This is a genomic window from Dyella marensis (genome assembly GCF_900112865.1).
Taxonomy (GTDB): Bacteria; Pseudomonadota; Gammaproteobacteria; order Xanthomonadales; family Rhodanobacteraceae; genus Dyella_D; species Dyella_D marensis_A.
Genome location: NZ_FONH01000011.1, coordinates 105,009 through 131,556, shown reverse-complemented (window position 1 = coordinate 131,556; position 26,548 = coordinate 105,009). Strand labels below are relative to the sequence as shown.

The following is a 26,548-nucleotide window of genomic DNA, read 5'->3' as shown; positions in this document are numbered from 1 at the left end:
AGGCGATCCTGGCCGGCGAGCCGATCCGCGTGTTCAACGAAGGCCGGCACAAGCGCAGCTTCACCTACATCGACGACATCGTCGAAGGCGTGGTGCGCGCACTGGATACGGTGCCGGGCAAGGACCCGGCGTGGGATGCCACGCAGCCGGATCCCTCGACCAGCGGCGTGGCGCCGTACCGGCTGTACAACATCGGCAACGAGCAGCCGGTGGAATTGCTGCGCTATATCGAGGTGCTGGAACAGTGCCTGGGTCGCAAGGCCACGATGGAACTGCTGCCGCTGCAGGCCGGCGACGTGCCGGAGACGGAGGCGGATGTGTCGAGCCTCGTCGCGGCTGTCGGCTATCGGCCGAAGGTGTCGGTGGAAGAGGGTATTGCCGCGTTCGTGAAGTGGTATCGCGAGTACTTCAAGGTTTGACACCAGCCCCGCGTAGGTTGGGGCGAGCCGCAGGCGAACCCCAACAATGCGGCCCATTCCGGCGCCCGTTGGGGTTCGCCTGCGGCTCACCCCAACCTACGCCCGCCCAAAGGCTTCAGCCCTTCGCCACCTCGAATTCCTGCGTCGACACCGTCTTCCCATCCACCGCAATCACCACCTGGTATTTCCCCAGCGGCCACTGGTTCGGATTGCGCACTTCGAACGTGGTCACCGCCGGCCCTTCGGTGGCAATCGACTGGCTCGTGCTGACGATTTGCCGCGGCGTGCCTTCGACGTAGCTCCACGTCGCGCTCAAGGTGGCGCTGTCGGTGATGCCTTGCGTTTCGACCGCGGCATAGATGGTCTTCACGCTGGGCGAAAAGCGCATCTTCGCCAATGTGACGCGATGGTCCGGCGACACATCGTCGCCGACGGTGACGCCGGCGACGCGGAAAGTCCGCTCCACGGGCGCGGTGGCAGCGGTGGTGGTGGCAGGCTTGGCCGGCACCGCGGAAGCCGCCTTGGGCAGCGTGATCGCCGGCGGAGCGGCGGCGGGTGCCGTGACGGGGCGGGTGGAGGCCGCCGCGGGCGCGCTCGCGGGCGGCGCCTCGTGCTTGCCGCAGGCGCCCAGTGCGAGCGCGGCGATCAGGCAGCAACCGCCGAAGGCGTGGCGTTGAAAGCGATGCATGGCAGTCCCCTTTCCGGTCTTCGATCCATGGACGAGCGGCGTGAACGCAAGGCGTTCCCGAAGCGCCAAGCTAGGCCCGCCGCGATGAAGCATCCATTAGCGACGGACGCGATGCGACAGGTTTTTTACGAACGTTTCGCGCCGCCTCGGCGCGCCATGCTATTGGCGCGCGCCGCGGGGATTGCCCGGGACGGCTTCGGCGCTGGCGCGGAACGGATTGATGTCCAGGCCGCCGCGCCGCGTATAGCGAGCGTAGACGCTCAGCTGCAGCGGCGCGCAGTGCCTGGTCACGTCGACGAAGATGCGTTCCACGCACTGCTCATGGAACTCGTTGTGGTTGCGGAACGAGACCAGGTAGCGCAGCAGGCCTTCGCGCTCGATGCGCGGTCCGCGATAGCGGATCTGCACGCTGCCCCAGTCGGGCTGCCCGGTGACGGGGCAGTTGGAGCGCAGCAGGTCGGAGACCAGGGTTTCCTCAATCACCTCGTCAACATCGGCGCACAGGTAGGCGGCCTTGGGCGGGCCGTAGTCGTCGATGGCCACGTCCAGTGTGTCGATCGAGATGCCGTCCAGGTCGACGACGGCGTGCGCCCTGGCGCTCGGTTCGCTCAGCTGCACGCCGACCTCGGCGCCTGCGGCAGCGGAAAGATCGCGGCGCAGCGTGGCGGCAAGCGCCTGCACATCGTCGATGCGCTCCTGCGCGAAGCCGTTGAGGTAAAGCTTGAACGACTTCGATTCGATGATGTTCGGCGAGCCCGCCGGCACGCGGAATTCGGCCAGCGCCACGCGTGGCTTGCCGCGCGCATCCAGCCATGACAGCTCGTAGGCGTTCCAGATGTCGACGCCGTGGAACGGCAGCGGCGCGCTCACGCCGATCTCGTCGCGCTTGCTCTGGCGCGGGATGGGGAACAGCAGCGAGGGATCGTAGCGGTCGGCGTAGACCGTGGTCTTGCCGAGGGGGGAATGTTCGGGAGTGCTCATGCCAGCGATTTTACTCGCCCCGCCCCGTCCGGCGTAGGTTGGGGTGAGCGCCAGCGAACCCCAACCTACGCAGGACTACCTCAGGCATTGAGGAACTTCAGCATGGCCTCGGCATAGCGCGGTCCGGCCGCGGCATCGGGCGGGAAGATCGCATCGATCGCCTCCAGCTCGGCTCCGCTGAGCTTGACGTCCAGCGCGCCCAGGTTCTCGTCCAGGCGGTCGCGGCGCTTGGTGCCGGGGATGCCGATCACGTCGTCGCCCTGCGCCAGCACCCAGGCCAGCGCCAGCTGCGCGGGCGTGCAGCCCTTGTCCCTGGCCAGCTCGGTCACCTTGTCGACCAGCTGGAGGTTGCGCGTGAAGTTCTCGCCCAGGAAGCGCGGGCTGCTGCGACGGTAGTCGTCCGCGGCGAAGTCGTCGGGGCTCTTGTAGGCGCCGGTGAGGAAGCCGCGGCCCAGCGGCGAATACGCCACCAGGGCGGTGCCGAGCTTGCGGCACATCGCCAGTACGCCGTTCTCCTGCGGATCGCGCGTCCACAGCGAGAACTCACTTTGCACCGCGGCGATCGGATGCACGGCATGCGCGCGCTCCAGCGTTTCCGCCGAGACCTCGCTCAGGCCCAGGTAGCGCACCTTGCCGGCCTGCACCAGCTCGGCCATGGCGCCGACGGTGTCCTCGATCGGCGTACGCGGGTCGAGGCGGTGCTGGTAGTACAGGTCGATCTGTTCGACGCCCAGCCGCTTCAGGCTGCCGTCGACCGATTCGCGCACGTATTCGGGACGGCCGCTGACGGCGCGCGACTGCGGATTGGCCGGGTCGCGCACGATGCCGAACTTGGTGGCCAGGAAGACCTGCCCGCGACGGGCGCGGATGGCCTTGCCGACCAGTTCTTCGTTGATGTAAGGGCCGTAGATGTCGGCCGTGTCGAGCAGGGTGAGGCCGCGGTCGAGCGCGTGGTGGATGGTGGCGATGGACTCGGCGTCGTCGCGCGCGCCGTAGAACTCGCTCATGCCCATGCAGCCCAGGCCGAGGGCGGAAACCTGGGGACCGTTGCGGCCAAGCAGTCGTGTTTGCATCGGAAGGGCTCTCTATCGGGGGGAAAGTGGGCACATCCTGCGCTTGCGCGGTTGATGGATAAATGCTCAATAATCGCCATCTCTGTTTCATAACCGTCAACAATCGGAAGCCCGGCCATGGACCAGCTGCAAGCCATGCGCGTGTTCGCCCGCATCGTGGAACTGGGCAGCTTCACCCGCGCCGCGGATGACCTGAACCTGCCGCGCGCCACCCTTACCCACACCATCAAGCGGCTGGAGGCACGCCTGGGCGCGCACCTGCTGCAGCGGACCACGCGCAGCGTCAGCCCGACCCGCGACGGCGAGACCTATTACGGCCATTGCGTGCGGCTGCTGGCCGACATGGACGAGGTGGAGGCGGGCTTCCGCGACGCCGCGACCCAGCCGAAGGGGCGCCTGCGCGTGGACATGCCGGCCACCCTGGCGCGGCACTTGATCGCGCCGGCGCTGCCGGATTTCTTCAAGCGCTATCCGCAGGTGGAACTGGAGCTGGGCACCAGCGACCGCTACGTCGACCTGGTGCGCGAAGGCGTGGACTGCGTGGTGCGCTCGGGCGAGCTGCCCGATTCGGAACTGGTGGCGCGGCGCATCGCCTCGCTGCAGCAGGTGACCATGGCCAGCGCCGGCTACGTGCGACGCCATGGCCTGCCGACCAGCCTGGCGGACCTGCACCAGGGCCACCTGGCGGTGAACTGGGCCTCACCGAACACGCGCCGCGCGGTGCCGCTGGAGTTCACCGTGGGGCGGGTGGTGCGCGAGGTCAGCCTGCCGTCGCTGGTGACCGTCAACGGTTCCGATGCCTATGCCGCTTGCTGCGAGGCGGGCCTGGGCATCGCGCAGTTCCCGCGCTACCGCTTCGGCGACGCGCTGGCCAGCGGCAACCTGGTGGCGCTGCTGACCGACATGCCGCCGCCGCCGATGCCGCTGCAGGTGGCCTACCTGCGCCAGCGCCAGCTGCCGTTGCGGCTGCGCGTGTTCATCGATTGGGTGGCGGGACTGGTCACAACACTGGCGTAGGTTGGGGTGAGCGCCAGCGAACCCCAACGTCTAGGCACGGCAAAGGTCCGTTGGGGTTCGCTGGCGCTCACCCCAACCTACGTCGCTACGTCGCTGGCATCATGCCAGCGGCGGCACGTCCGTCGGCGTGCCGTTGGAATCCAGCGCCACCATCACGAAGCGGCCGGTGGTGCAGACGCGGCGGTCGCCGGTGAGCGGATCCTCGGCAGTCATTTCCACTTCCACGTGCATCGAGCTGCGGCCCACTTCGACGATGCGCGCCAGCAGCTCCACCAGCTGGCCCTTGCGCACGGGCACGCGGAAGCTCACCTCTTCCGAGCGCGCGGTGACCACGATGCGGCGCGCATGGCGCGAGGCGACGATGAAGGCCGCCTTGTCCATCCACGCCAGCGCCTGGCCGCCGAACAGGGTGCCGAGGTGGTTGGTGTGATCGGGAAAGACCATTTCCAGCAGGGTGGCTTCGGGCAGGGCGGTGGGCTTCGTCATGGCAGGTAATGGGCGTGGGAGGTGAGGGCGAGGGAGCGCGGTGGCGCTCCCGGGGCCGGCCATTCTGACGGAAGTTCTTCCGCCAGGGACTTCTGGCAGGGGTCGGGGCATGACCTCCGGACTACGATCCATGGCTTTGGACGGCCGGCTTCAGGTTCCGGCAAGCCACGGCGGGCTTTGCACAGCGCCATTTCCTTGGGGAGTCGACGATGGGTTTGAAGTTGGATGGATCGCGCCTGCTGGGCGCGCTGGCACTGAGTGCGCTGTCGGCCGGCGTGGCCGCGCAGACCGCGACGCTGACGGCGGACGATTACGCCAAGGCCGAGCGTTTCATGAGCTACCGCACCGCGCCGCTGGTGGATCACGCGGTACAGAGCGTGACCTGGCTGGACGACGGCCACTTCTGGTACCGCGACCACGACGCCCAGGGCGACCATTACCTGCGCATGGACGCCGCCACCGGCAAGGCCGAGCCGGCGTTCGACCAGGCCAAGCTCGCCGCGGCGCTGGGCAAGGCCACCGGCAAGCCGGTCGATGCGGCCAAGCTCGGCATCACCGAGTTCGACGTGGCGGCCGACGGCCAGCTCGACGTCAGCCTGCGCGGCAAGCATTACCTGTGCGACCTCAAGGGCGAGGGCGTGTGCGCGCCGCCCAAGCATGCCGATGCCGGCGACGAGCCGGGCGTGCTATCGCCCGACAAGACGACCGAGGCCTTCATCCGCCACTGGAACCTGTGGCTGCGCGATGCCGCGACGGGCAAGGAAACCCAGCTCACCACCGACGGCGTGGAAGACTACGGCTACGCCACCGACAACGCCGGCTGGAAGCACACCGACAACGCCATCCTGGTGTGGTCGCCGGATTCGAAGCAGATCGCCACCTTCCAGCAGGACCAGCGCAAGACCGGCGACATGTACCTGGTCAGCACCAATGTGGGCCATCCGAAGCTGGAGAAGTGGAAGTACCCGCTGGTCGGCGACGAACACATCACCATGATCGAGCGCGTGATCATCGACGTGCCGAGCAAGCAAGTGCTGCGCCTGAAGATGCAGCCGGACCAGCACCGCTCCACCCTGTGCGACGACATCAGCTGCGGCCGCGATGGCGGCTGGGACGACGTGCAGTGGGCGCCGGACGGCAAGACGCTGGCCTTCGTGTCGACCTCGCGCGACCACAAGCAGTCGTGGTTCCGCATCGCCGACGCGAAGTCGGGCGACGTGCGCACCGTGTTCGATGAAAAGGTGGCGACGTACTACGAGAGCGGCAACGACAAGGTCAACTGGAGCTACCTGCCGGAGACGCACGAGGCGATCTGGTTCAGCGAGCGCAACAACTGGGGCAACCTGTACCTGTACGACCTCAATACCGGCAAGCTCAAGCGCGCCATCACCACCGGCGAGGGCAATGTCACCCAGGTGCTGCGCGTGGATGCGAAGTCGCGCACGCTGTGGTTCCGCGGCGTCGGTCGCACCGCGGGCCTGAATCCCTACTACCAGCAGTACTGGAAGGTAAGCATCGACGGCGGCAAGCCGACCCTGCTGACGCCGGAAGCTTCCGACCACACGGTCATGCCGTCGCCCGACGGCAAATTCTTCGTGGACGCGTATTCCACCACCACCACGGCGCCGGTGACGGTGCTGCGTTCCAGCGACGATGGCCACACCGTGGCGCAGGTGGCCAAGGCCGACATCAGCCGCCTGCTCGCCACCGGCTGGAAGGCGCCGGAGCCGTTCACGGTGAAGGGCCGCGACGGCAAGACCGACTTGTACGGCCTGATGTACAAGCCGTCGAACTTCGACGCCAGTAAGAAGTACCCGATCGTCGACTACGTCTATCCCGGCCCGCAGACCGGCTCGGTCGGCACGCGCAGCTTCAGCGTCGGGCGCGATCACCAGTCGCTGGCGGAGCTGGGCTTCATCGTGGTGGCGATCGACGGCATGGGCACGCCGTGGCGTTCCAAGGCGTTCCACGATGCCTACTTCGGCAACATCATCGACAACACCTTGCCGGACCAGGTGGCGGGCCTGAAGGAGCTGGGCAAGCGCTATCCGTGGATCGACATGGACCGCGTCGGCATGTGGGGCCATTCCGGCGGCGGCAACGCCACCGTGGGCGCGATGTTCTTCTACCCGGAGCTCTTCAAGGTCGGCATCGCCGAAAGCGGCAACCACGACAACCGCAACTACGAGGACGACTGGGCGGAGAAATGGCAGGGCCTGCTGGTGAAGGACAAGGACGGCAAGAGCAACTACGACAAGCAGGCCAACCAGGCCTATGCGGACAAGCTGAAGGGCCACCTGCTGCTGGCGCACGGCACCATGGACGACAACGTGCCGCCGTACCAGACCCTGCTGGTGGTGGACGCGCTGATCAAGGCCAACAAGGATTTCGATCTGCTGCTGATCCCGAACGCGCACCACGGCTACGGCGCGGCCAGCCTGTATATGACGCGCAAGCGCTGGGATTACTTCGTGCGGTACCTGCTGGGGGCGACGCCGCCGAAGGAATATGAGTTGAAGATGCCGAAGGATTGAAAAAAAAGACGGGCCCGAGAGGGCCCGTTTTTTTCCTCACGATTGGCGTAGGTTGGGGTGAGCCGAAGGCGAACCCCAACAGACCTCGCACTCATCGCCGCGTTGGGGTTACGGGCTGCCTCAGCAGCCCGCCCTTCGGGCCATCCGCTACGCGGATGTTCGCTACGGCATCCTGCCTTCGCAGTCGCCTTCAGCTCACCCCAACCTACGGGGCCTCAGCGCGCTTCCACCGGCTTCGCCACACCCTTCGCCAGCGCCTCCTTGATCAACGCATCGAGCTGCGCATGCGCCTTCTCCGTGGCGCGCTCCTGCCGCTCGCCCAAGGCCTTCTGCTTCGCGCCGAGTGCCTCCTGCTGCTTGCCGAGCGTCGCCTGGTCGCGGCCCAGCGCATCCTGCTCGCGCTCCAGCGCTTTCTGCTGCGCTTCCAGGCTGGCCCGCGCCGAAGCGATGCTCTGCCGCCGCGCCGCCAGATCCGCCGCGCCCTTGCCTTGTGCTTCGAGCGCGGAGAGCTGCGCTTCCTGTCCCGCGAGCGAAGCTTCCTGGCTGGCGATTCCGCCCTGGCGTGAGCCGAGCATGCCCTGCCGCTGGCCGAGACTGCCCTGCTGCGCGCCGAGCTTGCCCTGCTCGCCGCCGAGCTTGCCTTGTTCCTTGCCCAGCGCCTCCACCTCGGCATACGCACCCTTGGCGCGTTCGAGATAAGCCTGGTCGCGGATCACCCAGGCCTGGCCGCCGCGGCGGAACCACAGCAGCGCACTCTTGCCCTCCTGCAGCCGGCGCACGGTTTCGACGTCGCGATCGGAACCATCGAACATCACCGAATCGCCATCGATCAGTGCCAGCCCTTCGGCGGCATCGCCGTGCGTGTGGATGGAGACATGCCGCGCGCCGAAGCCACCGACATCCGGCGGCGGCGGCGGGGGAGGCGTCGGCGGGACCGGCGGCACGGGCGGCGGGGGCGGTGCCGGCGGCACCGCCGGTGGCGGAGGCGGCGTGTTGGTCTGCGCCGCCAGCAGCGCCATCGGGGCGGCCAACAGCAGGGCCGAGAACAGGGCCGTGCGCCAGTCGGCCCGGCGCGGCAGTCGGAAGGAGAGCGGCAGCGGCTTCATCGATAAGGCCTCGTGCAAAAGAGAGGGAAGGAGACGATCAACGGCTCTTGCTGGGCTGGGCCAGGCCGTCAGAGACAGCCTGGTCGATCAACCGGTCGAGCTGGCTGTGCACCTGCTGCGCGACGTCGCGCTCGTGCCGGGAGATATCGGCCTGCTGGCGCGACAGATCCGCCTGGTGGCGACTGAGATCGGCTTGCTCGCGATCGATCTCCGCGCGCTCGCGCTCGAGATCGGCCATGCGCTCCTGGATGCTCTGCAGGCGCGCATCGAACGAGGCGGCCACGCCGGCTTCCGCCGCGCTGCCGTCCGGGTGTTCCATGCGCAGCTTCTGGCGTTCCTGGGTGATGGCGATGCGTTCGCTGTCCATCTGCACGCGGCGCGTGGACAGCGCCGCGATGCGCGCCGCGAGGCCGCTCTGCCGTCCGGCAAGTTCGCCCTGCTTGCCGGCCATCTGGCCTTGTTCGCGCGCCATGTCGCGCATCGGCGCGTAGGTGTCCCGGGCCCGTTGCAGCAGCGCGCGGTCGCGCACCACGTAGGCATCGTTGCCGCGGCGCATCCACAGGATCGGCTCGTCGCCGCGCTGCAGCTCGCGTGCGGTGGCCAGGTCGCTCTCGGTGCCCTGCAGGGTGATGAAGTCCGGCTCGATGATGGCGAAGCCGCGCGGCGCGCCGGCCTCGATATCGATGTCGACGTGCGAGGTCCGGCCGACCCGCACCGGCGACGGCGGCGCGGGCGGTGCGACGGGCGCCGGAGGCGGCGTCGGCACGGCCATGGGCGCTGGCTCGGGGGCAGGCGGCGCCAACGGCGGTTCGGGCGGCTCGGGGGTCGGCGCGACGGCCGCCGTGGCGCGTGCGGCGGGCTTCGCGGCGGCGGCCGGCATGGGTGTCGCCGTCATCGGTGCTGCCGCTGCCGCCATCGGCGCCGGCTTGGCCGCCACGGTCGGGATGGGATGCGCCGGCACGATAGGGGGCGTCGGCACGGCATCCGGTTCTGGCGCGGCCATCGCCTGCTGGCCATCCATCGCCACGCCGCCGTCGGCATGCAGGGTCAGGTCCATGCTGCGCGCGGTGACGCGATAGGGCAGCGCGCCGGCAAGCGCCACCAGTGCGACCAGCAGCCAGGCGCCGAGGCGCGGCGGCACGCGGTCGGTCTGCTGCAGCAGGGTCAGGCGGCGCTTGAGGTTCTGGAACGTCGGCGAGGCACCGGCCAGGCCGGCGGAGACCGGGAAGGCCACGCCCAGGCGCAGCAGCAGGCGGCCGTAGTCCTGCGGCTCGGCGCGGGAGCGGTCGAGCACCTGCGCATCGCAGGCCGCCTCGCGGTGGAACGCGTATTCGCGCATCGCCCAGCGCGCCAGCGGATGGAAGAAGAACGCACGCTGCGCCAGCGCCGGAATCCAGCCCAGCCACAGGTCGCCGCGGCGCAGATGCGCCAGCTCGTGCGCCAGCGCCATCGCGCATTCTTCCGCGTCGAGCGTGTGCTCCTTCGGCAGCAGTACCACCGGGCGCCACAGGCCGGCGACCTGCGGCGACACGATGACATCGGAGCAGCGCAGTTCCGGACAGCGGCGCAGGCCGAGCGCGCGCGCCTGTTCGGCGCATTGCGCGCGCAGCGCCATGTCGCGTACCGGTTCGGCAGCGCGGATAACTGCGCGCGTTTCTCGCCATTCGCGCAGCGCGGCGAACACCTGCAGCGCCATCCCCAGCAGCCACAGGCTCGCCAGCGTTTCGCGCCAGGGCCAGGGTTGCGCGGGAGCTTCCGGTGCCTTCGCTGCCGCGGCGATCGGCGCGGGCGCCAACAACAGGGGATTGCCGGTGACCGCGGTGTGGACCGCGATGCCGTGTTCCTGCGGCGTCTCGGTGGATAGCACGACGGTGTCGGCATCCGGCGTCAGCAGCGGCAGTTCCAGCGGACGGCCCAGCGCGAGGCCGAGCATCAGCTGCAGGCCGACCAGCCACCACAGCAGGCAGCGCATCGCCGGCGACCAGCGCGGCAGCCAGCGGCACAGCAGCCACACCGCGCCGATCAGCGCGGCAGCCTGGATGGACGTCCAGACGAGACGGTCGAGCAGGACGTCGGCAAAACGGAAATAGCCGTCCATGTCACTTCTCCTTGCGCCGCGACTGCAGTTGATTGACCAGCGCCTCGAGTTCGGCCAGCTCGTGGTCGCTCACGTCGGCCTTCTCGGACATCCACGCCACGAACGGCGATACCGAACCGGCCAGGGTCTTCTCCACGAACTGGTCCACCGCCTGGCGCATCGCTTCGCCCGGGCCGGTGGCGGTGCTGTAGCGGTACACGCCGCCGGCCTGGCGGCGGCGCAGATAACCCTTGCCGCGCAGGCGTTCCATCATGGTCAGCACGGTCGAGCGCGCCAGGCCGCGCGATTCGCCGAAGCCGGTGGCCACTTCACCCACCGAGGCGGGTTCGTGTTCGGCCAGGTAATGCAGCAGGGCGAGTTCCTGGTCGCCGATCGAAGGCTTGAGCATGACGGTCATCCGGTTGACTACAGATGTAAGCACGCTACCCCTGACTACAGGTGTAGTCAATAGGCCGGAACGGCCGGATCGCCGTAGGTTGGGGTGAGCCGCAGGCGACTGCGAAGGCAGGATGCCGTAGCGACATCCGCGTAGCGGATGGCCCGAAGGACGGGCTGCTGAGGCAGCCCGTAACCCCGACGATGCGATGACTTGCGAGGCTTGTTGGGGTTCGCCTGCGGCTCACCCCAACCTACGATGCCTGCGATGTAACGATGTAGCGTTTTTGCGCCGCCGCAAAAAAGCGGGAGTAGAATGCGCCGCCACCACCTCCTGAACTCGCGCACCGGAGTGCGCATATGAAGACTCTCGACGCTCGTCGCTTGGCTTCCTCTTCTCATCGCGCCGCCTCGCGGACCGCCATCTCCGTCCTTCGGACCTGAGACCGCCAACCATCGTCTGAGCCGCCGCCGAAGCCATCGGCGCATCGACTGGTGCTCGCTCGCGCCTACGCGTCGACGAGCAGCGATGCGCGGATCGCTTCGCATCCGCCATGACCTTCCATCAAGGAGTCGTCGCCATGAAAGCGCTGTTGGCGCGCGCGCTGGACAGCCCCTGGCTGCTCGCGTTCTGCGTGCTGCTGTACCTCGGTTTCGTCGGGCCGCAGCTGATCTCCGCCACGAGCACGCCCGCCGTGATCGCCGGCCTGGTCCTGCTGGTCCTGCTTGCGGCCTGGAGCTATCGCCTGCTCAGCCGCCTTCTTCGTCACAAGGAATGACTGTCTATGAATCGCACGATGAAACGTCTCTCGATGGTGGCCGTCGCGCTGTGCGCGCTGCTGCTTGCGGCCTGCGACAAGGTGCCGGCCGGCCACGTAGGCGTGAAGTTCCAGCTGTATGGCGACGGCAAGGGTGCGCTGCAGGAATTGCCGCCAGGCCGCTACTGGGTGGGTTGGGGTTATGAGATGTATACCTTCCCCACGTTTACGCAGACCTACACGTTTACGCGTTCTTCCAACGAAGGACGCCCGGTGGACGAGTCGCTGAGCTTCCAGACCGCGCAGGGCCTGATCGTCAATGCCGACGTCGGCATCACGTACCACGTCGATCCGGGCAAGGTGACGCTGATCTTCCAGAAGTACCGCAAGGGCATCGACGAGATCACCGATATCTACCTGCGCAACATGGTGCGCGACGCGCTGGTCAAAGAAGCCGCGAACCTGGACATCGAATCGGTGTACGGCAAGGGCAAGGCACATCTGATCGAAGCGGTGCAGAACGATGTGGCCGCGGAGGTCGCATCCGTCGGCATCGTGATCGAGAAGATCTACTGGATCGGTGAGCTGCGCCTGCCGGACAACGTGGTGCAGTCGATCAATGCCAAGATCCAGGCCACGCAGATGGCCGAGCAGCGCCAGAACGAAGTGGCGCAGGCGCAGGCCGAGGCGCAGAAGGTGGAAGCGGAAGCCGAAGGCAGGGCCAAGGCCGCGCTGACCATCGCCGAGGCCGACGCCAAGGCGATCTCGCTGAAGGGCGATGCGCTGCGGCAGAACCCGAACGTGCTGCAGATGTCGGCCATCGAGAAGTGGGACGGCCATCTGCCCACATACAACGGCGGCGGGATGCTGCCCTTCGTGAACCTGCAGGCGCACGAGGCGTCGAAGTAATGAAAACGGCGGAGCCCATCGGCTCCGCCGTTCGTGCCGGGCGCCGCAAGTTCTTGTCGAGCTGAACGTGCGCAGCCCAACCGATGGCAGGGTGGCCTTGATGTCATCCATCGCACGCATACTTTGACCCTTACGCGCGCGGACGCGGCCGTCGCCAACCACCACGAGGTAGCACCCCATGACTCCCCAGGAACAGCAACTTCTCGAAGATTTCCTGCAGCGCCTGGCCGCCGTGAGCGGCGTGGCCAAGGATGCGCAGGCCGATGCGCTGATCCAGCAGCGCCTGGCCGGCCATCCCGATGCGCTCTACCTGCTGGTACAGCGCAGCCTGCTGCAGCAGCACGCACTGGACAACGCCAAGGCGCAGATCGCGCAGCTGCAGGCGCAGTTGGGCGGCCAGGGCGGCGGCAGCTTCCTCGGCGGCCAGGCCGGCGGCTGGAGCCAGCCGCAGCAGCCGTCGACGCCCCCGCCGATGCCGCAGCAGCAGGCCGCGCCGGGCTGGCGCGAGCGCCTGTTCGGCGGCGGCGCACCTGCGCCCCAGCAGCCGGCCACAGCGCCGGGTTTCCTCGCCAGCGCGGCGACCACCGCGGCAGGCGTGGCCGGCGGCATGTTCCTGTTCAACGGCATCGAGAGCCTGCTCGGCGGGCACCACGGCGGCGGCTTCTTCGGCGGCGGTGGGCAGGAGACGGTGGTGGAGAACATCACGCAGAACAATTTCTACGATGACAACAACAGCGGCGCATTGCAGAACGATCAGACGTTCGCGGACAACAACGATTTCAACGGCGATATGAGCGATATCGGCGACGTCGGCTTCGATGACGATAACGACAACAGTTGGGTCTGATCCGATATCGGAGCTCGGCGTAGGTTGGGGTGAGCGCAGCGAACCCCAACATGTGTTACAGCCGGAGTACCGTTGGGGTTCGCTGCGCTCACCCCAACCTACGCCGAGGGTTCGCCGCCGAGAGTTTCGGTGAAATCGCATGCCCAGTCAGAGCTGAGGATGCCTTGCCGGATATAGCGGTGAATCGATGAGTAGGGCCACTCGCCGGCGCGCGCCGTATGACCATGCTTCACCGGATTGATGTGGACGTAATCAACATGCCTATCGAGATCACGCTGGCTGCGGATTTCGTGTTCCCAATAACGGCGCTGCCAGATGCCGCGTTCGTCCTTCTTTCGGCGTGACGAGCCGATCACCTCACGCGCCGGTATCGCGCGGGAAAAGCGCTGCTTTATGAGCATCCAGCGTGTGGCGTAATCGCCGTCTTCGCTGGGCAGTGTCCAGATCGCATGCATATGGTCGGGCATGACGGCCCAGGCGAGCACAGTGCACGGATGTCCGCGCAGGGTGGTCCCAACCGCGTCGCGAAGTGCGTCGATACGATCGACCAACATGGAGCTGGTGCGGTCGGCGAGATTGACGGTGAAGAAGAATGTGCCGCCTGGGGAGTGGGCTCTGCGGTAGCGCATGTGGGGCCGTTGGGGTTCGCTTTCAGCTCACCCCAACCTACAGAGACAGGCGATGCCGAAATATCGGCGTAGGTTGGGGTGAGCCGAAGGCGAACCCCAACGAGTGGTGTAGGGCCTTGCCGATGCTTTGCGAGGTTTGTTGGGATTCGCTGGCGCTCACCCCAACCTGCGCCGGACACTTTAGAACGACATATCGAACGCCACTTCCCCTTGCACGCCCACCTGATACGCAGATACGCGGCGCTCGAAGAAGTTGGTCACTTCCTGCACGTCCTGCAGGTCCATGAAGTCGAACGGGTTCCTGGCGCCGTATTTCTTCGGCAGGTCCAGCTGCACCAGGCGCTGGTCGGCGCAGTATTCCAGGTACTGGCGCATGTCCTTCACCGACAGGCCGGCCACGCCACCGGACAGCACGTCCTCGGCGAACTGCGTTTCGCAGGCGATGGCGTCTTCCAGCATCTCCTCCACCTGCGCGCGCATGGCCTCGTCGAACAGGTCCGGCTCTTCCGCGCGCACCGTGCGCACCACTTCGAAGGCGAAGCCCATGTGGCCGGACTCGTCGCGGAACACCCAGTTGGTGCCCGCGGCCAGGCCGTGCAGCAGGCCGCGCGAGCGCAGGAAGTACACGTAGGCGAAGGCGGCGAAGAAGAACAGGCCTTCGATGCAGGCGGCGAAGCAGATCAGGTTGAGCAGGAACTGGCGGCGCTGCTCGCGCGTTTCCAGGCGCTGCAGGTTCTGCACCGAGTCGATCCACTTGAAGCAGAACTCGCCCTTCTGGCGGATCGAAGGGATGTTCTCGATCGCGCCGAAGGCCTTGTTGCGCTCGGCCGGGTCGGGAATATAGGTGTCCAGCAGGGTCAGGTAGAACTGCACGTGCAGCGCTTCCTCGAACAGCTGGCGCGAAAGATACATGCGCGCTTCCGGCGCATTGATGTGCTGGTACAGGTTCAGTACCAGGTTGTTCGCCACGATGGTGTCGCCGGTGGCGAAGAACGCCACCAGGCGATGGATCAGGTGGCGATCAGCGTCGCTCATCTTGGACTTCAGGTCGGTCACGTCCAGCGAGAAATCCACTTCCTCCACCGTCCAGGTGTTCTTGATGGCGTTGCGGTACATCTCGTAGAACTCGGGATAGCGCATCGGGCGCAGGGTGAGTTCGAAGCCGGGGTCGAGGATGTGCGACATGGGAATTCCTTGATGCGGGCGCCGCCGGCGCTCAATCGAGCTTGCGCGCGTAACGCTCGCGCACGAAGCGGCTGATATAGGTGGACAGTCCGATCCCGGCCTCGGCCAGCTTCTGCATGTTGCCCACGTGCAGGCGGCCGGGCCGGGTGTCGGTGTATTCGTAGGTGCCGTCGTGGATAAAGCGCACCCGGATGAAACCTTCGCCGCTTTCGTAGGCGGCGACACCGGATTTTCCGCTGCGGTTCCGGTAGGGCTTCATCGGGTGGCTTCGCTTACTGGCAGGCCTCGCAGTACTCGGGGTTTTCCAGCGAGCAGAACACCGCCGCGGTGGCCTGCTCCTGCTCGACCTGCGGGACCGCCTTCGCCGCAGGTGCCGAGGACACCGTGGTCTTGGCGATCTTGGTGGCCGGACGCGAACGCAGGTAGTACGTGGTCTTGATGCCGGACTTCCACGCGTACATGTACATGGAACTCAGCTGCCCGATGTTCGGGTTCTCCATGAACAGGTTCAGCGACTGGCTCTGGTCGATATACGCACCGCGCGCGGCGCCCAGATCGATCAGCGCCTTCTGCGGCAGCTCCCACACCGTGCGGTAGATCTGGCGCAGGCGCTCCGGGATATTGGCGATGCCCTGGATCGAGCCCTCGGCCAGCTTGATCGCGTCGCGGACTTCCGGCGTCCACAGGCCCAGCGTCTTCAGCTCCTCGACCAGGTAGCGGTTCACCACCAGGAAGTCGCCGGACAGCGTCTCGCGCTTGAACAGGTTGCTCACCTGCGGCTCGATGCACTCGTAGCAGCCGGAGATCGAGGCGATGGTCGCGGTCGGTGCGATCGCGATCAGCAGCGAGTTGCGCAGGCCGTGTTCCTTCACACTGGCGCGCAGCGATGCCCAGCGCGCGTCGTCGTTCGGCCTGGCCTGCGGCCAGTAGTCGAACTGCAGCTCGCCGTTGGCGGCGCGGCTCTCGGCGAAACCGGGGTGCGCGCCGTACTGTTGGGCGAGCTCGTTGGACATGGTCAGCGCGTGGAAATAGATCTCCTCGGCGATGCGGGTGGACAGCGCCAGCGCCTCGGCCGAGTCGAACGGCAGGCGCAGCTTGAAGAACACATCCTGCAGGCCCATCACGCCCAGGCCCACCGGACGCCACTTACGGTTGGCGGTGCGCGCGGTGTCGATCGGGTAGAAGTTCAGGTCGATCACGCGATCAAGCTGGCGCACCGCGGTGCGCACGGTGGAGGCGAGCTTGTCGAAGTCGAACACGCCGTCTACCACGTGGCGAGCCAGGTTCACCGAGCCCAGGTTGCACACGGCGGTCTCGCCCGCGCTGGTCACCTCGAGGATCTCGGTGCACAGGTTCGACAGATGAATGACGTTCTCGGCCTTGGCCGTCTGGTTGCTGGTGGCGTTGCTGCGGTCCTTGAAGGTCATCCAGCCGTTGCCGGTCTGCGCCAGGGTGCGCAGCATGCGCGCATACAGCTCGCGCGCCTTGACCTTCTTCACCGCGAGGCCGGCGGCTTCCGCCTCGCGATAGGCGCGCTCGAAGGTCTCGCCCCAGCTGTCGACGAAGTGCGGCACGATCTTCGGATCGAACAGCGACCACTCGGCGTCGGTTTCCACGCGACGCATGAATTCGTCGGGGATCCAGTTGGCCAGGTTGAGGTTGTGCGTGCGGCGCGCCTCGTCGCCGGTGTTGTCGCGCAGTTCGAGGAACTCCTCGATATCCGCGTGCCACGGCTCCAGGTACACGCAGGCCGCGCCCTTGCGCTTGCCGCCCTGGTTCACTGCGGCGACCGAGGCGTCCAGCGTCTTCAGCCACGGCACCAGGCCGTTGGAGTGGCCGTTGGTGCCCCGGATCAGCGAGCCGCGCGAACGCACGCGCGAGTAGGCGAGGCCGATGCCGCCGGCGAACTTGCTGAGCTTGGCCACGTCGCCGTACTTCTCGTAGATCGACTCCAGCGAGTCGGTCGGCGAGTCGAGCAGGAAGCAGGAGCTGAGCTGCTCGTGCGCGGTGCCGGCGTTGAACAGCGTCGGCGAGCTGGCCATGTATTCCAGCGAGGACAGCAGGCGGTACAGCTCCAGCGTCTCGCCGATCTCGTTGCCGCCCAGCGCGCAGGCGATGCGCATGAAGAAGTACTGCGGCGTCTCGATCACCTTGCGCAGCTGCGGGTGGCGCAGCAGGTAGCGGTCATACACCGTGCGCAGGCCGAAGTATTCGAAGCGGCGCGTGGCCAGCGGATCGATCGCGTCGTTGAGCTTGCGCGCGTTGGCGGCGACGAAGTCGCGCAGGCGCTCGTTGAGGATGCCCAGCTCCGCGCCGCGCGCGATCGACTGGGAGAAGCTCTGGATTTCCTGGCCGCTCACTTCCTTGTCGACGTAGGCGCCGAGCAGGCGCGCGGCGAGCTGGCCGTATTCCGGTTCCTCGGCGGTGAGCGCGGCGGCGGTGCGGATCGACAGTTCGTCGAGCTCGCGCGTGGTGGCGCCGTCGTACAGGCCGCCGATGGTCTTCAGGGCCACGCGCAGCGGATCGACCGCGTGCAGGCCTTCGCCGCTGCGGGTTACCGCGCGCACGATCTTGTTGACGTCGACGATCTCCTGGCTGCCGTTGCGCTTCTTTACGCGCATCTGGCCGGGGTTGTGCGGCGGGGTGAGGGCGAAGGGGGTCTCCGCCACGGCTTCCATGCGAACGGGCTCCGGCGCGGCGGTAGCTGCGTCGGCGGCAGGGAAGGCGGATGCGTCCGCGCGGTCGTCGGTGCGCTCGCGCGAGTCGGTATCGATAGGTTGCATGGCATCGCTCCAGGCCAAAGGCTTCAACGACCTGCTCCCGCGGGCAGGGCTGAGGCGAAGGCGGTTCGGGCGGGGACGGCCGTGCGCCGGAGCGAACGCTCCGCGCCACGGCGCGCCTCCCCGCGGAAGCCGCCATCACTCACCGCGACGCTCGGGTCGCGATGTGCCGGCAGGTCTTCGGACTCGCAGACATGGATCGTTCGTGGACGACCGATCCGACCTACTCGCCCCCGCTTCCCAGCCACGAAGGCCAGTGCGATGGGAGCTTTCGTTTCCGCTTACCGCTGCGGGGCAGTTCCGGATTCGCACCGGATTCCCTATTAAGCCAATCCGACCGTGGGTCTGAGAAAGGCACCGACCGGCACAACATATAGGGTGGGGTGGGGCGGGTCAACCCAAGCCGTTGTGCATATATCGGTGGATAAGTAGGGTAATTCAAGGCCTGGCGCGGCCTGGCGGCTATCCAAAAATCTTGGCGATCCGTCCCTGGCGGGCCGCTCAGGGCGCGATGCTGAAATCCACCTCGATCGGATACGGCACCGGGCTGGCCGGCGGCGAGGGTAGCTTCCAGCTGGCGAAGCGGCTGAGCAGGCAGGTGGCGACGTCGGTGGGGGCGCGTACCTCGACCCGGCCCAGGCTGCCGTCGGCATGCACGTCGGCGACCAGGGTGAAGGGTGCCTTGTCCGGCTTGGGCAGGGTGGCGATGCAGCTCTTGAGCGCGTCGGTGGTGCGGTCGCCGATGGCGGCCCACATTTTCTTCTGGTAGTCCGGACCGTCCTTGGCGCCTTCGGTCAACTTGGCCTGCTGCACCCGCGTTGAAAAATCGTCCGCCGGCATGCCGGGCGCGGACAGCAGGGCGAGGAAGAGCAGGCTGGTCATGGCTTAGGCTCCGTGCGGGAAAGGCCGCCACGTTACCGCAGTGCAAGCCACCGGAGGGAAGGGAAATGTCGACGTTGCCGAGGATCGCCGCCACGCTGCTGGCGCTGACTTCCATGACGCAAGCCTGGGCGGCGGAGCACACCGAAGCGCCGCGTGCCGACGGCGCCGCCACGCCGCTGATGGTGTACGAACCCGCGGCGGCGAAGGGTTGCCCGCCCTTGCTGCTGGTCTCGCACGGCGCCGGCGGCAGCGAGCAAGGCCTGCGCTACGTGGGCGAGGCCATGAGCGCCGACGGCTGGCGCGTGTTGGTGATGGGCCACCGCGAAAGTGGCCTGCCGGTGCTGAAGCAGGATCTGCGCAGGGACGGCTTCAAGGGCGGCATCACGGCGCTGGTTACCGACACACCGGCCTATCGCGCGCGTTTCCTGGACATCGATGCGGCGCTGGCGTGGTCGGACCGGCGTTGCCATGCGCCGTACAAGGCGCTGCTCGGCCATTCGATGGGCGCGATCACGGTGGTGCTGGAGGCCGGCGCGCACAACAAGCTAGGCCTGGCGCCGAAGGGTGACTTCGACGCCTATGTGGCGCTGTCGCCGGAAGGGCCGGGGCCGGTGTTTCCCGAAGGCGCATGGGCGCCGATCCGCGCGCCGATGCTGCTGGTCACCGGCACGCGCGACCAGGGTCTGGGCGGCGACTATCGCTGGCGCATGCAGGCCTTCGACGGTCTCGCGCCGGGCTGCCGCTGGCTGGCGGTGGTGGACGGCGCCAACCATATGAATTTCGGCGGCGGGCAGTTCGCGGCGGGGGTGCAGAAGAGCACCGCCACCCTGGTGGCGACGTACCTGGATGCGTTGCGCGCCGGCCGCTGCGGCACGCCGCCGGACCTGGCCGGCGTGTCGGTGCGGCAGAAGCCGCGCGACTAGCGCGGCCTCAACCCGCGGACGGCCGCGTGGCGATCGCCGCAGAGCCGCTGGCCGGCGGCTGCAGATAGTCCAGCGTCGCCTGCAGCATGGAGAGCATGCCGACCCGCAGCGCGTCCTCGTCCACGAAGAAGCGGGGCGAATGATTGGCCGGCGCCTTGGCCGGATCCTGTCCGGCGGGCGTGGCGCCGACGAAGAAATAGACGCTGGGCACTGCCCTGGCGAAGTAGGCGAAATCCTCGGAAGGCATCGCCGGCGGCGCTTCGAGCACCTGTTCGCCGCCGATCGCCTTGGCCAGGCTCGCGCGCACCCGCGCGGTCAGCGTCGCTTCGTTGACGGTGACCGGGACGCTGCCGTCCATCGGGATCTGCGCCTCCACCGTGGCGCCGTTCGCCGCGGCGACGTGCTCGGCGATGTCGCGCAGGCCGTCGATGGCCTGCTGGCGCATGGCGGGGTCGAAGGTGCGCAAGGTGCCCTGCAGTTCCACCTTGTCGGGCACGATGTTGTGGCGCGCACCGCCTTCGACGATGCCGAAGCTGAGCACTGCCGGCAGCGTGCCGATGTCCAGCCGGCGGCTGACGATGGTCTGCGCCTGGGTCACGATCTGCGCCGCGGTGACGATGGGGTCGACGCCATGCCAGGGCATCGCGCCATGCGTCTGGCGGCCGTGGACCACCAGCTTGAAGCCGTCGGCGCCGGACAGCGCCGGCCCCGGCCGTACCGCCACCGTGCCGGCATTGAGCGTGCTGATCACATGCATGGCGAACATGGCGTCCGGCGCGAAATCGCGGAACACGCCTTCCTGCAGCATCAGCGGGGCGCCGCCCTGCTCGCCGGCGGGCGCGCCTTCCTCGGCCGGCTGGAACAGGAACATCACCTCGCCCGACAGTTCTTGCCGCATGCCGGCCAGCACGGTGGCCAGGCCCAGCAGCATGGCGGTGTGCGTGTCGTGGCCGCAGGCGTGCATCACGCCGGTGGACTTGCCGCGGTATTCGCCCTGCGCCTTCGAGGCGAACGGCAGGTCGACTTCCTCGGTGACCGGCAGCGCGTCCATGTCGGCGCGGATCGCCAGCTTCGGGCCGGGCTGGCCGCCCTTGAGAATGCCCACCACGCCGGTATGCGCGATGCCGGTGCGCACTTCCAGGCCGAGTTTCTTCAGCTGCGCGGCGACCAGCGCGGCGGTGCGCGTCTCGCGGTTGCTCAGTTCGGGATGCTGATGGATCTCGCGCCGCCACGCAGTGACCTGGGGCAGCGCGCCCTGGATGCGCTGTGCCGCATCGACGCCATGTTCGGATGCGTGGGCGGATGCGATGGCGGTGGCCAGGGACAGGGCGAGCAGGGCGTGGCGCATCGTGGGGCTCTCCGGAGCGGGAAGTCCGGTCGAGGGTATCGATGCGGTTGTGCCTGCCGTCGCTTGCGGGGTGGCAATTGGGACTGTTCCCGATATGCCCGACGTCTCCGGTCAGTCCGCGCGGTGCTCCGACGCCAGGTATTCCTCGCTCTGCATCTCGATCAGGCGCGACTCCGTGCGCCCGAACTCCGCGCGCAGGCGCTCGCCGTCGTACAGCTCGGTGATCGGTGCGGCGGCGGACAGGATCAGCTTCACGTGGCGGTCGTAGAACTCGTCCACCAGCAGCACGAAGCGGCGCGCCGCGTCCTCGCTGTAGATGCTGAACTGAGGCACGTTGGAGACGATCACCGCCGGGCCGGCCTTGGCGATCGCGATGTAGTCGGCCACCGCGCGCGGGCCTTCGCACAGCGCATCGAAGTCGAACCAGAGGATATTGCCGGCGCGTTTGCGCACGGGGATCGGGCGGTCGTTGATCACCATCGCGCCGCCTTCGCTGGCCTCGCCCTGCGCCTGGGCGGCGAAGATGCGCGCCAGCGAACGCTCGGCCTCGGCGCTGGGCGGGGTGAAGTACACCGGAGCCTGAGTCAGCGCGCGCAGGCGCCAGTCGCGCGAGGAGATCATCTCGACCACGCGGCAGTGCTGTTCCAGCAGGGCGATCGCAGGCAGGAAGCGCGCGCGCTGCAGGCCGTCCTTGTAGAGGTTCCTCGGCTGCGTGTTCGAGGTGGTGACCAGGCTCACGCCGCGTGCGAACAGCGCCTCCAGCAGCGTGCCGAGGATCATCGCGTCGCCGATGTCGTTGACCAGGAACTCGTCCAGGCATAGCACGCGGCAGCGCGCGGCGATGCCGTCGGCCACTTCCAGCAACGGATCCTGGCGGTTGCCCAGCTCGCGCAGGCGCTCGTGCACCTCGCCCATGAAGCGGTGGTAGTGCCGGCGCAGGGCAATGCCATGCGGCAAGCTGGCTACGAATAGATCCATCAGGAAGGTCTTGCCGCGACCGACGCTGCCCCACAGGTACAGGCCGGGCACGGCGTCGCGCGCTTCGCCGCCGAGCAGCGATTTCAGCCGGCCGAACAGGCCGCCGCTGTCTTCGCGCGCAGCGATCAGCGCGGCGTGCATGCGGTCGAATTCGGGCAGTACGGCCAGCTGCGCGGGGTCGCTTTCCCAGCGGTGCGCGGCGACGCCTTCGTGGTAGCGCGCGCTGGGCGCGATCGGGGGTGTATCGCTCATGGGGAGGAATCGAAGGGGAGGGCGCGTCAGCCGCGCAGCGGCGGCAGCCAGTCCTGCACGACGTGCTTGATCGCGCCGCGCAGGTCCATCAGGCGGCGATGGAAGAAATGCCCGGTGTCGGGCATGCGCACCAGCTCGGGTTTCCGGCGCAGGCTGTCGATCCAGTCGAATACCGCCTGCGGATCGACCACCTCGTCGCTTTCGCCCATCACCACCAGCCAGGGGCAGGACGGCAGCGGGATGGCATCGAACTCGTAATGGCGGCGCGCGACCGGCGGGGCGATGCTGATCAGGGCGTCGGCATCCAGCTCGACGGCGCTGCGCAGCGTGACGTAGCTGCCGAAGGAGAAGCCGGCCAGCCACAGCGCGTCGCCGGGGCGTACCGTGCGTACCCAGCGCACGACGGCGGCCAGGTCGTCGCACTCGCCATTGCCGTAGTCGTGCTGTCCTTCGGATTCGCCGGTGCCGCGGAAGTTGAAGCGCACCGTGTCCAGGCCGCGCTCGCGCAGGCTGCGCTCGACCATGGTCACCACTTTGTTATGCATGGTGCCGCCTTCCACCGGGTTCGGATGGCAGATCACGGCCACGCCGCGGCGCGCCTCGGCGGGCTCGGCGACGCTGCTGATCGTCTCGAGCTTGCCGGCCGGACCGCTCAGCGCGAAGCTGGCTTCTTCACCGGGGAACTGATCCGGATCGTTGGGGAAGGCGATGGGAGTCATGCATACGATGATAACCGCCGGGCCGCTCCGCCGCCCGTCCGCGCGGAAAGCTCGGGCATGAACCATCTGGCTCACGCCCTGCTGGCGGGCGACGACGACGGTTTGCGCCTGGGCGGCATGCTGGGCGACTTCGTGCATGGCAAGCCCGATCCGGCACGCTTCCCGCCGCGGGTGATCGACGGCATCCGCCTGCACCGGGCCATCGACGTGTACACCGATGCCCACCCGGAAGTGGCCGAGGCGAGGCGCCTGCTGCCTTCGCCGTACCGGCGCTTCGGCGGGATCCTGCTGGACATGTGGTTCGATCACGAGCTGGCGCGGGACTTCGCGCGCTGGAGCGGCGAGCCGCTGGCGGCGTACTCGGACCGGCTGCGCGCGCTGCTGCAGGAGCATCACGAGCTGCTGCCCGATGGGCTCAGGCGCTTCCTGGTCTATATGGAGGCGCATGACCTGCCGGCCGGCTATGCCGAGCGCGTCGAGATCGAGCGGGCGCTGCGCGGCGTGTCCGCGCGGCTCAGCCGGGCCAATCCGGTGGGCGAGGCAATGCCGGTGCTGCTCGGCTTCGAGCAGCCGTTGCGGGTGCATTTCGAGGCGTTCTTTCCCCAGTTGCGGGCCTTCGCGGCAGACTGGGTCGCGAACAGGGAAACCTCCGAATCTGGCTGAAAGGCGCTGTGCTAGCATGCATAGCAATTGCTATACATGAGCGCCCCCGCCATGAAGACCGCCATGATTCCCCCGTTGCGCGTCGAACCCGAATTCCGCGAGCAGGTGTTGGATGTGCTCCACCAGGGCGAAAGCCTGTCGGCCTTCACCGAGGCATCTCTGCGCGCGGAAATTCACCGCCGCACCGCCCAGCGCGAGTTCATCGCCCGCGGCCGGGCCTCGGCGGACAAGGCGCGCGGCAGCGGCCGCTATGTGGAAGCCGACGACATGCTCGCCCAGCTCGCCGCTCGGCTCGAGGCCACGCCTCCCCGTGAGGACGATGCGTGAGCCATCGCGTCCGCTTCACGGAAGAAGCCCGCGACGACCTGCTGCGCTGCTTCGATACCTTGCGGATGCGCGACCGGCGCGCCGCCGAGCGCGCCCTGGCTGCCATCGCCAAGGCCACCGAGCTGCTGCGGGATTTCCCGTTCGCCTGCCGCAAGGCGGATGAAGCCGATCCTTTCCTGCGCGAGCTGCTGATCGGCTTCGGAGGCGCCGGCTATGTGGCCCTGTTCGAGATCCGCGGAAGCGAGGTGCATGTGCTCGCGGTGCGGCATCAGCGCGAGGACGACTACTACTAGAACGAAAAACGCCGCCCGAAGGCGGCGTTTTCGCATGGATACTGCTGGGTCTTTTTTACTTGGCCTGGTCGACGATCCAGTGCACCGCGTTCTTCACCTGCTCGTCGGTCAGCGCCGGGTTGCCGCCCTTGGCCGGCATGAAGTTGCCGTCCGGGCCGTGGTAGCCCTCGATGGCGTGCTTGACCAGGGTGTCCAGGCCCTGCGCGATGCGCGAGCCCCAGGCGCCCTTGTCGCCCAGCTTCGGCGCGCCGGCGACGCCGGCGGTGTGGCAGCTGTGGCAGAGGTTGTCGTAGATGGTCTTGCCGTCGGTGCTGCCGCCGTAGGCGACCTGCGAAGCGGCAGCCTTGGCGGCGGCTTCCGCCGCGGCCTGCATGGCGGCGCGGCCGGTGTCGCCGGCATAGACGGCGCCCGCGGGGGCGATCCGCTCGGCGACCTTCTTGGCCGCGTCCGGGTTAACTTCCTTGGGTTCGGCGTCGTAGATCATCCAGGCGCCGCCGATCAGCAGCATCGTCAGCACACCCAGGCCTGCGATCAGCAAAGAGAAGCTGCGCATGAAGCTCTGGTCGGATTTCGTCATGGAACCGCTCACGCAAATACTCCCGGTTTCGGTGGGCGAACCATCGGGCCTGGCCGGACCGCGGGTTCAGGCAAGAAGTCCCGGATTATAGACGAACGAGCTCACATGTCTTCCAGGTCGGGGCCGCCGGAGCGTGACGGGAACCGGAAACGGCCCGTCTTGTCGTTAGAATCCGACATGGGACGGACATCGTCGGACCGCATAGTGGCGCGGCTCATCCCTGCCATCGGTCATGCGCCCCCCCCTGTCAACTGGCATTGTCCCTTTTCGTTGAACTGCCCCTATCCTTTCGCCGTCGTACCAAAACAGGCGCGCATCCGCGCGCGGCGGGGTCGGGTGGCCCGCCTTTCATCCAGGAGCTTTTTTCATGTCGCGTTTTTGGAAGATCGCGCTGATCGTCATCGCGGTGATCATCGTTGGTGGGATCGGTTTCCGTCTGATGCACAAGCCGGGCGGAGCCGGGCAGGCATCCGGCGACGGCCAGGGCGGTCCGGGCAAGGGCGGCGATGGCAAGGACAAGGACACCCCGGTCCCGGTGACCGTGGAGCCGGTGGTCAAGCGTGACGTGCCGGTCTACCTGACGGCGCTGGGCACCGTGCAGGCGCTCAATACCGTGACGATCAATCCGCAGGTCGCCGGCCAGCTGATGAGCCTGAAGTTCAAGGAAGGCCAGGAAGTGAAGCAGGGCGACGTGCTCGCCGAAATCGATCCGCGCACCTTCCAGGCCAACTATCAGCAGGCCGTGGGCAAGCGGGCGCAGGACCAGGCGCTGCTGGCCACCGCGCGCGCCAACCTGGAGCGCAGCCAGAACCTGGCGCCGCAGGGCTACATCTCCAAGCAGGATCTCGACACCCAGCGCAACCAGGTGTCGCAGTACCAGGCGGCGGTCGAGGCCGACGTGGCGGCGATCGCCAGCGCGCAGGTGCAGCTGGGCTTCACCAAGGTGATCTCGCCGATCGACGGCGTCACCGGCATCCGCGGCGTGGACCCGGGCAACCTGGTCACCACCACCAGCACCATCGTCACCATCACCCAGCTGCATCCGATCTACGTGATGTTCACGCTGCCGGAGCAGAACCTGGAGATGGTGCGCAACGCCGTGCGCGGCAGCACCGATCCGCTGCAGGTGACCGCGCTGGACCGCGTCGACGCGCATCCGATCGCCGACGGCGGCGAGCTGAAGGTGATCGACAACCAGATCGACACCACCACCGGCACGTTCCGCCTGCGCTCGCAGTTCGCCAACGAGAAGAACGACCTGTGGCCCGGCCAGTTCGTCAACGTGCGCCTGAAGGTGCGCACCGTGGCGGGCGGCCTGGTGATCCCGTCGCAGGCGGTGCAGCGCGGCCCGGACGGCGACTATGTCTACCAGGTGCAGGGCGACAGCACGGTCAAGATGCAGCCGGTGAAGATTGCCGGTGAAGTCGGCGACAGCCACGTGATGATCGGCTCGGGCCTCAAGGAAGGCGATCAGATCGTCACCGAGGGCCAGTTCCGCCTGAAGCCGGGCAGCAAGGTGAAGGGGCTCAAGCCGGGCGAAGTGCCGGCCGCGCCGACCGCCGAAGAGCTGCAGCAGCAGAGCAAGAAGGGTCAGCGCAACGGCGGCGGCCGCCGCGGCGGCTGAGCCAAACCGGCCGGGCGCGCGCTCGCAGCGCGACGCCCGGCGCCACGCGCGGCGCATCGACGCGCCGCGCCCTGAAG

Annotated in this window: 27 protein-coding genes and 1 riboswitch; of the genes, 11 read left to right on the top strand and 16 right to left on the bottom strand. The window is 67.7% G+C overall.

The window, feature by feature from the left end; genetic code table 11:
- Window positions 1-419, top strand: a 419-nt coding sequence (locus tag BM172_RS14890) for an NAD-dependent epimerase/dehydratase family protein (protein ID WP_143096536.1), incomplete at its 5' end; no start/stop codon positions are given.
- A gap of 115 nt (window positions 420-534) precedes the next feature.
- Here BM172_RS14890 and BM172_RS14885 read toward each other — a convergent pair.
- The 3 genes from BM172_RS14885 to BM172_RS14875 form a co-directional block, all read right to left on the bottom strand.
- Window positions 535-1,107 carry a hypothetical protein gene (locus BM172_RS14885; protein WP_026635093.1) on the bottom strand — a complete coding sequence of 191 codons (573 nt, stop codon included), beginning with the start codon at window positions 1,105-1,107 and terminating at the stop codon, window positions 535-537.
- Window positions 1,108-1,266: 159 nt separating this feature from the next.
- Window positions 1,267-2,088, bottom strand: a complete 822-nt coding sequence (gene queF / locus BM172_RS14880; RefSeq protein WP_026635092.1) for an NADPH-dependent 7-cyano-7-deazaguanine reductase QueF — start codon at window positions 2,086-2,088, stop codon at window positions 1,267-1,269.
- A gap of 80 nt (window positions 2,089-2,168) precedes the next feature.
- Entirely contained in the window at window positions 2,169-3,161 is a 993-nt protein-coding gene (locus BM172_RS14875) for an aldo/keto reductase (protein ID WP_026635091.1), read from the bottom strand.
- A gap of 117 nt (window positions 3,162-3,278) precedes the next feature.
- On the opposite strand from BM172_RS14875, the gene BM172_RS14870 reads away from it, so the two are divergent.
- Window positions 3,279-4,178, top strand: a complete 900-nt coding sequence (locus BM172_RS14870; RefSeq protein ID WP_026635090.1) for a LysR family transcriptional regulator — start codon at window positions 3,279-3,281, stop codon at window positions 4,176-4,178.
- 99 nt (window positions 4,179-4,277) lie between these two features.
- On the opposite strand, the gene BM172_RS14865 is transcribed toward BM172_RS14870, so the two are convergent.
- Window positions 4,278-4,664 (bottom strand): acyl-CoA thioesterase, encoded by a 387-nt coding sequence (locus BM172_RS14865; protein WP_026635089.1) that lies wholly within the window; start codon window positions 4,662-4,664, stop codon window positions 4,278-4,280.
- A 209-nt stretch (window positions 4,665-4,873) separates the two neighbouring features.
- Here BM172_RS14865 and BM172_RS14860 point away from each other — a divergent pair, with 209 nt between their 5' ends.
- Window positions 4,874-7,198, top strand: coding sequence for a S9 family peptidase (locus tag BM172_RS14860; RefSeq protein ID WP_026635088.1), 2,325 nt, complete (start codon window positions 4,874-4,876; stop codon window positions 7,196-7,198).
- Between the two features lie 215 nt (window positions 7,199-7,413).
- On the opposite strand, the gene BM172_RS14855 is transcribed toward BM172_RS14860, so the two are convergent.
- The 3 genes from BM172_RS14855 to BM172_RS14845 are packed head-to-tail and all read right to left on the bottom strand — an operon-like array spanning window position 7,414 to window position 10,790.
- A complete protein-coding gene (locus BM172_RS14855; protein WP_026635087.1) occupies window positions 7,414-8,304 on the bottom strand; it encodes a hypothetical protein in 891 nt (296 codons plus the stop codon).
- A gap of 37 nt (window positions 8,305-8,341) precedes the next feature.
- The gene (locus tag BM172_RS22890; RefSeq protein ID WP_026635086.1) at window positions 8,342-10,402 is read right to left on the bottom strand and encodes a M56 family metallopeptidase; all 2,061 of its coding nucleotides are present in this window, start codon (window positions 10,400-10,402) and stop codon (window positions 8,342-8,344) included.
- Window position 10,403: 1 nt separating this feature from the next.
- On the bottom strand, window positions 10,404-10,790 hold the full coding sequence (locus BM172_RS14845) for a BlaI/MecI/CopY family transcriptional regulator (RefSeq protein WP_026635085.1): 387 nt from the start codon (window positions 10,788-10,790) through the stop codon (window positions 10,404-10,406).
- Between the two features lie 568 nt (window positions 10,791-11,358).
- Here BM172_RS14845 and BM172_RS14840 point away from each other — a divergent pair.
- The 3 genes from BM172_RS14840 (at window position 11,359) to BM172_RS14830 (ending at window position 13,291) form a co-directional block, all read left to right on the top strand.
- The gene (locus BM172_RS14840; RefSeq protein ID WP_026635084.1) at window positions 11,359-11,556 is read left to right on the top strand and encodes a hypothetical protein; all 198 of its coding nucleotides are present in this window, start codon (window positions 11,359-11,361) and stop codon (window positions 11,554-11,556) included.
- Window positions 11,557-11,574: 18 nt separating this feature from the next.
- A complete protein-coding gene (locus BM172_RS14835) occupies window positions 11,575-12,444 on the top strand; it encodes a prohibitin family protein (RefSeq protein WP_026635083.1) in 870 nt (289 codons plus the stop codon).
- A 178-nt stretch (window positions 12,445-12,622) separates the two neighbouring features.
- Window positions 12,623-13,291: a DUF2076 family protein gene (locus tag BM172_RS14830; RefSeq protein WP_026635082.1), complete on the top strand. Its 669-nt coding sequence runs from the start codon at window positions 12,623-12,625 to the stop codon at window positions 13,289-13,291.
- A 98-nt stretch (window positions 13,292-13,389) separates the two neighbouring features.
- On the opposite strand, the gene BM172_RS14825 is transcribed toward BM172_RS14830, so the two are convergent.
- From BM172_RS14825 to BM172_RS14805, 5 genes are all read right to left on the bottom strand, one after another.
- Window positions 13,390-13,920 (bottom strand): REP-associated tyrosine transposase, encoded by a 531-nt coding sequence (locus BM172_RS14825; RefSeq protein ID WP_026635081.1) that lies wholly within the window; start codon window positions 13,918-13,920, stop codon window positions 13,390-13,392.
- 180 nt (window positions 13,921-14,100) lie between these two features.
- Window positions 14,101-15,105: a ribonucleotide-diphosphate reductase subunit beta gene (locus tag BM172_RS14820; RefSeq protein ID WP_035323225.1), complete on the bottom strand. Its 1,005-nt coding sequence runs from the start codon at window positions 15,103-15,105 to the stop codon at window positions 14,101-14,103.
- Window positions 15,106-15,136: 31 nt separating this feature from the next.
- The gene (locus tag BM172_RS14815) at window positions 15,137-15,364 is read right to left on the bottom strand and encodes a hypothetical protein (protein WP_026635079.1); all 228 of its coding nucleotides are present in this window, start codon (window positions 15,362-15,364) and stop codon (window positions 15,137-15,139) included.
- A 13-nt stretch (window positions 15,365-15,377) separates the two neighbouring features.
- Complete coding sequence (locus BM172_RS14810) at window positions 15,378-17,783, bottom strand: ribonucleoside-diphosphate reductase subunit alpha (RefSeq protein WP_026635078.1); 2,406 nt, start codon at window positions 17,781-17,783, stop codon at window positions 15,378-15,380.
- Between the two features lie 256 nt (window positions 17,784-18,039).
- A riboswitch (cobalamin riboswitch) is annotated at window positions 18,040-18,266 on the bottom strand.
- Between the two features lie 120 nt (window positions 18,267-18,386).
- The gene (locus BM172_RS14805; RefSeq protein ID WP_026635077.1) at window positions 18,387-18,767 is read right to left on the bottom strand and encodes a peptidase C13; all 381 of its coding nucleotides are present in this window, start codon (window positions 18,765-18,767) and stop codon (window positions 18,387-18,389) included.
- A 65-nt stretch (window positions 18,768-18,832) separates the two neighbouring features.
- Here BM172_RS14805 and BM172_RS14800 point away from each other — a divergent pair, with 65 nt between their 5' ends.
- Window positions 18,833-19,690, top strand: a complete 858-nt coding sequence (locus BM172_RS14800) for an alpha/beta hydrolase (protein ID WP_051548616.1) — start codon at window positions 18,833-18,835, stop codon at window positions 19,688-19,690.
- A gap of 7 nt (window positions 19,691-19,697) precedes the next feature.
- On the opposite strand, the gene BM172_RS14795 is transcribed toward BM172_RS14800, so the two are convergent.
- The 3 genes from BM172_RS14795 to BM172_RS14785 all read right to left on the bottom strand — a co-directional run bounded on the left by BM172_RS14795 (window position 19,698) and on the right by BM172_RS14785 (window position 22,987).
- Window positions 19,698-21,038, bottom strand: a complete 1,341-nt coding sequence (locus tag BM172_RS14795; protein WP_051548613.1) for an amidohydrolase — start codon at window positions 21,036-21,038, stop codon at window positions 19,698-19,700.
- Between the two features lie 111 nt (window positions 21,039-21,149).
- Window positions 21,150-22,268, bottom strand: a complete 1,119-nt coding sequence (gene zapE, locus BM172_RS14790) for a cell division protein ZapE (RefSeq protein WP_026635076.1) — start codon at window positions 22,266-22,268, stop codon at window positions 21,150-21,152.
- Window positions 22,269-22,294: 26 nt separating this feature from the next.
- The gene (locus BM172_RS14785) at window positions 22,295-22,987 is read right to left on the bottom strand and encodes an alpha/beta hydrolase (protein ID WP_026635075.1); all 693 of its coding nucleotides are present in this window, start codon (window positions 22,985-22,987) and stop codon (window positions 22,295-22,297) included.
- A 57-nt stretch (window positions 22,988-23,044) separates the two neighbouring features.
- Between BM172_RS14785 and BM172_RS14780 the strand changes: the two genes are divergently transcribed.
- Genes BM172_RS14780 through BM172_RS14770 form a run of 3 tightly spaced genes read left to right on the top strand, consistent with a single transcriptional unit; the run spans window position 23,045 to window position 24,270 of the window.
- Complete coding sequence (locus BM172_RS14780; RefSeq protein WP_026635074.1) at window positions 23,045-23,650, top strand: acyl carrier protein phosphodiesterase; 606 nt, start codon at window positions 23,045-23,047, stop codon at window positions 23,648-23,650.
- 51 nt (window positions 23,651-23,701) lie between these two features.
- Window positions 23,702-23,977 (top strand): YlcI/YnfO family protein, encoded by a 276-nt coding sequence (locus BM172_RS14775; RefSeq protein WP_026635073.1) that lies wholly within the window; start codon window positions 23,702-23,704, stop codon window positions 23,975-23,977.
- The gene (locus BM172_RS14770; protein WP_026635072.1) at window positions 23,974-24,270 is read left to right on the top strand and encodes a type II toxin-antitoxin system RelE/ParE family toxin; all 297 of its coding nucleotides are present in this window, start codon (window positions 23,974-23,976) and stop codon (window positions 24,268-24,270) included. The genes BM172_RS14775 and BM172_RS14770 overlap by 4 nt, the downstream gene beginning before the upstream one ends.
- 55 nt (window positions 24,271-24,325) lie before the next feature.
- Here the strand turns inward: BM172_RS14770 and BM172_RS14765 are convergent, their stop codons facing one another.
- Window positions 24,326-24,847, bottom strand: coding sequence for a c-type cytochrome (locus BM172_RS14765; protein WP_026635071.1), 522 nt, complete (start codon window positions 24,845-24,847; stop codon window positions 24,326-24,328).
- 367 nt (window positions 24,848-25,214) lie between these two features.
- Here BM172_RS14765 and BM172_RS14760 point away from each other — a divergent pair, with 367 nt between their 5' ends.
- Window positions 25,215-26,471 carry an efflux RND transporter periplasmic adaptor subunit gene (locus BM172_RS14760; protein WP_026635070.1) on the top strand — a complete coding sequence of 419 codons (1,257 nt, stop codon included), beginning with the start codon at window positions 25,215-25,217 and terminating at the stop codon, window positions 26,469-26,471.
- The last annotated feature ends 77 nt before the right edge of the window (window positions 26,472-26,548 follow it).

Bases quoted from the DNA above. Each gene is read 5' to 3' on its own strand.
- BM172_RS14885 (WP_026635093.1), bottom strand. From the start codon at position 1,107: ATGCATCGCTTTCAACGCCACGCCTTCGGCGGTTGCTGCCTGATCGCC.
- queF (WP_026635092.1), bottom strand. From the start codon at position 2,088: ATGAGCACTCCCGAACATTCCCCCCTCGGCAAGACCACGGTCTACGCC.
- BM172_RS14875 (WP_026635091.1), bottom strand. From the start codon at position 3,161: ATGCAAACACGACTGCTTGGCCGCAACGGTCCCCAGGTTTCCGCCCTC.
- BM172_RS14870 (WP_026635090.1), top strand. From the start codon at position 3,279: ATGGACCAGCTGCAAGCCATGCGCGTGTTCGCCCGCATCGTGGAACTG.
- BM172_RS14865 (WP_026635089.1), bottom strand. From the start codon at position 4,664: ATGACGAAGCCCACCGCCCTGCCCGAAGCCACCCTGCTGGAAATGGTC.
- BM172_RS14860 (WP_026635088.1), top strand. From the start codon at position 4,874: ATGGGTTTGAAGTTGGATGGATCGCGCCTGCTGGGCGCGCTGGCACTG.
- BM172_RS14855 (WP_026635087.1), bottom strand. From the start codon at position 8,304: ATGAAGCCGCTGCCGCTCTCCTTCCGACTGCCGCGCCGGGCCGACTGG.
- BM172_RS22890 (WP_026635086.1), bottom strand. From the start codon at position 10,402: ATGGACGGCTATTTCCGTTTTGCCGACGTCCTGCTCGACCGTCTCGTC.
- BM172_RS14845 (WP_026635085.1), bottom strand. From the start codon at position 10,790: ATGCTCAAGCCTTCGATCGGCGACCAGGAACTCGCCCTGCTGCATTAC.
- BM172_RS14840 (WP_026635084.1), top strand. From the start codon at position 11,359: ATGAAAGCGCTGTTGGCGCGCGCGCTGGACAGCCCCTGGCTGCTCGCG.
- BM172_RS14835 (WP_026635083.1), top strand. From the start codon at position 11,575: ATGAAACGTCTCTCGATGGTGGCCGTCGCGCTGTGCGCGCTGCTGCTT.
- BM172_RS14830 (WP_026635082.1), top strand. From the start codon at position 12,623: ATGACTCCCCAGGAACAGCAACTTCTCGAAGATTTCCTGCAGCGCCTG.
- BM172_RS14825 (WP_026635081.1), bottom strand. From the start codon at position 13,920: ATGCGCTACCGCAGAGCCCACTCCCCAGGCGGCACATTCTTCTTCACC.
- BM172_RS14820 (WP_035323225.1), bottom strand. From the start codon at position 15,105: ATGTCGCACATCCTCGACCCCGGCTTCGAACTCACCCTGCGCCCGATG.
- BM172_RS14815 (WP_026635079.1), bottom strand. From the start codon at position 15,364: ATGAAGCCCTACCGGAACCGCAGCGGAAAATCCGGTGTCGCCGCCTAC.
- BM172_RS14810 (WP_026635078.1), bottom strand. From the start codon at position 17,783: ATGGAAGCCGTGGCGGAGACCCCCTTCGCCCTCACCCCGCCGCACAAC.
- BM172_RS14805 (WP_026635077.1), bottom strand. From the start codon at position 18,767: ATGACCAGCCTGCTCTTCCTCGCCCTGCTGTCCGCGCCCGGCATGCCG.
- BM172_RS14800 (WP_051548616.1), top strand. From the start codon at position 18,833: ATGTCGACGTTGCCGAGGATCGCCGCCACGCTGCTGGCGCTGACTTCC.
- BM172_RS14795 (WP_051548613.1), bottom strand. From the start codon at position 21,038: ATGCGCCACGCCCTGCTCGCCCTGTCCCTGGCCACCGCCATCGCATCC.
- zapE (WP_026635076.1), bottom strand. From the start codon at position 22,268: ATGAGCGATACACCCCCGATCGCGCCCAGCGCGCGCTACCACGAAGGC.
- BM172_RS14785 (WP_026635075.1), bottom strand. From the start codon at position 22,987: ATGACTCCCATCGCCTTCCCCAACGATCCGGATCAGTTCCCCGGTGAA.
- BM172_RS14780 (WP_026635074.1), top strand. From the start codon at position 23,045: ATGAACCATCTGGCTCACGCCCTGCTGGCGGGCGACGACGACGGTTTG.
- BM172_RS14775 (WP_026635073.1), top strand. From the start codon at position 23,702: ATGAAGACCGCCATGATTCCCCCGTTGCGCGTCGAACCCGAATTCCGC.
- BM172_RS14765 (WP_026635071.1), bottom strand. From the start codon at position 24,847: ATGACGAAATCCGACCAGAGCTTCATGCGCAGCTTCTCTTTGCTGATC.
- BM172_RS14760 (WP_026635070.1), top strand. From the start codon at position 25,215: ATGTCGCGTTTTTGGAAGATCGCGCTGATCGTCATCGCGGTGATCATC.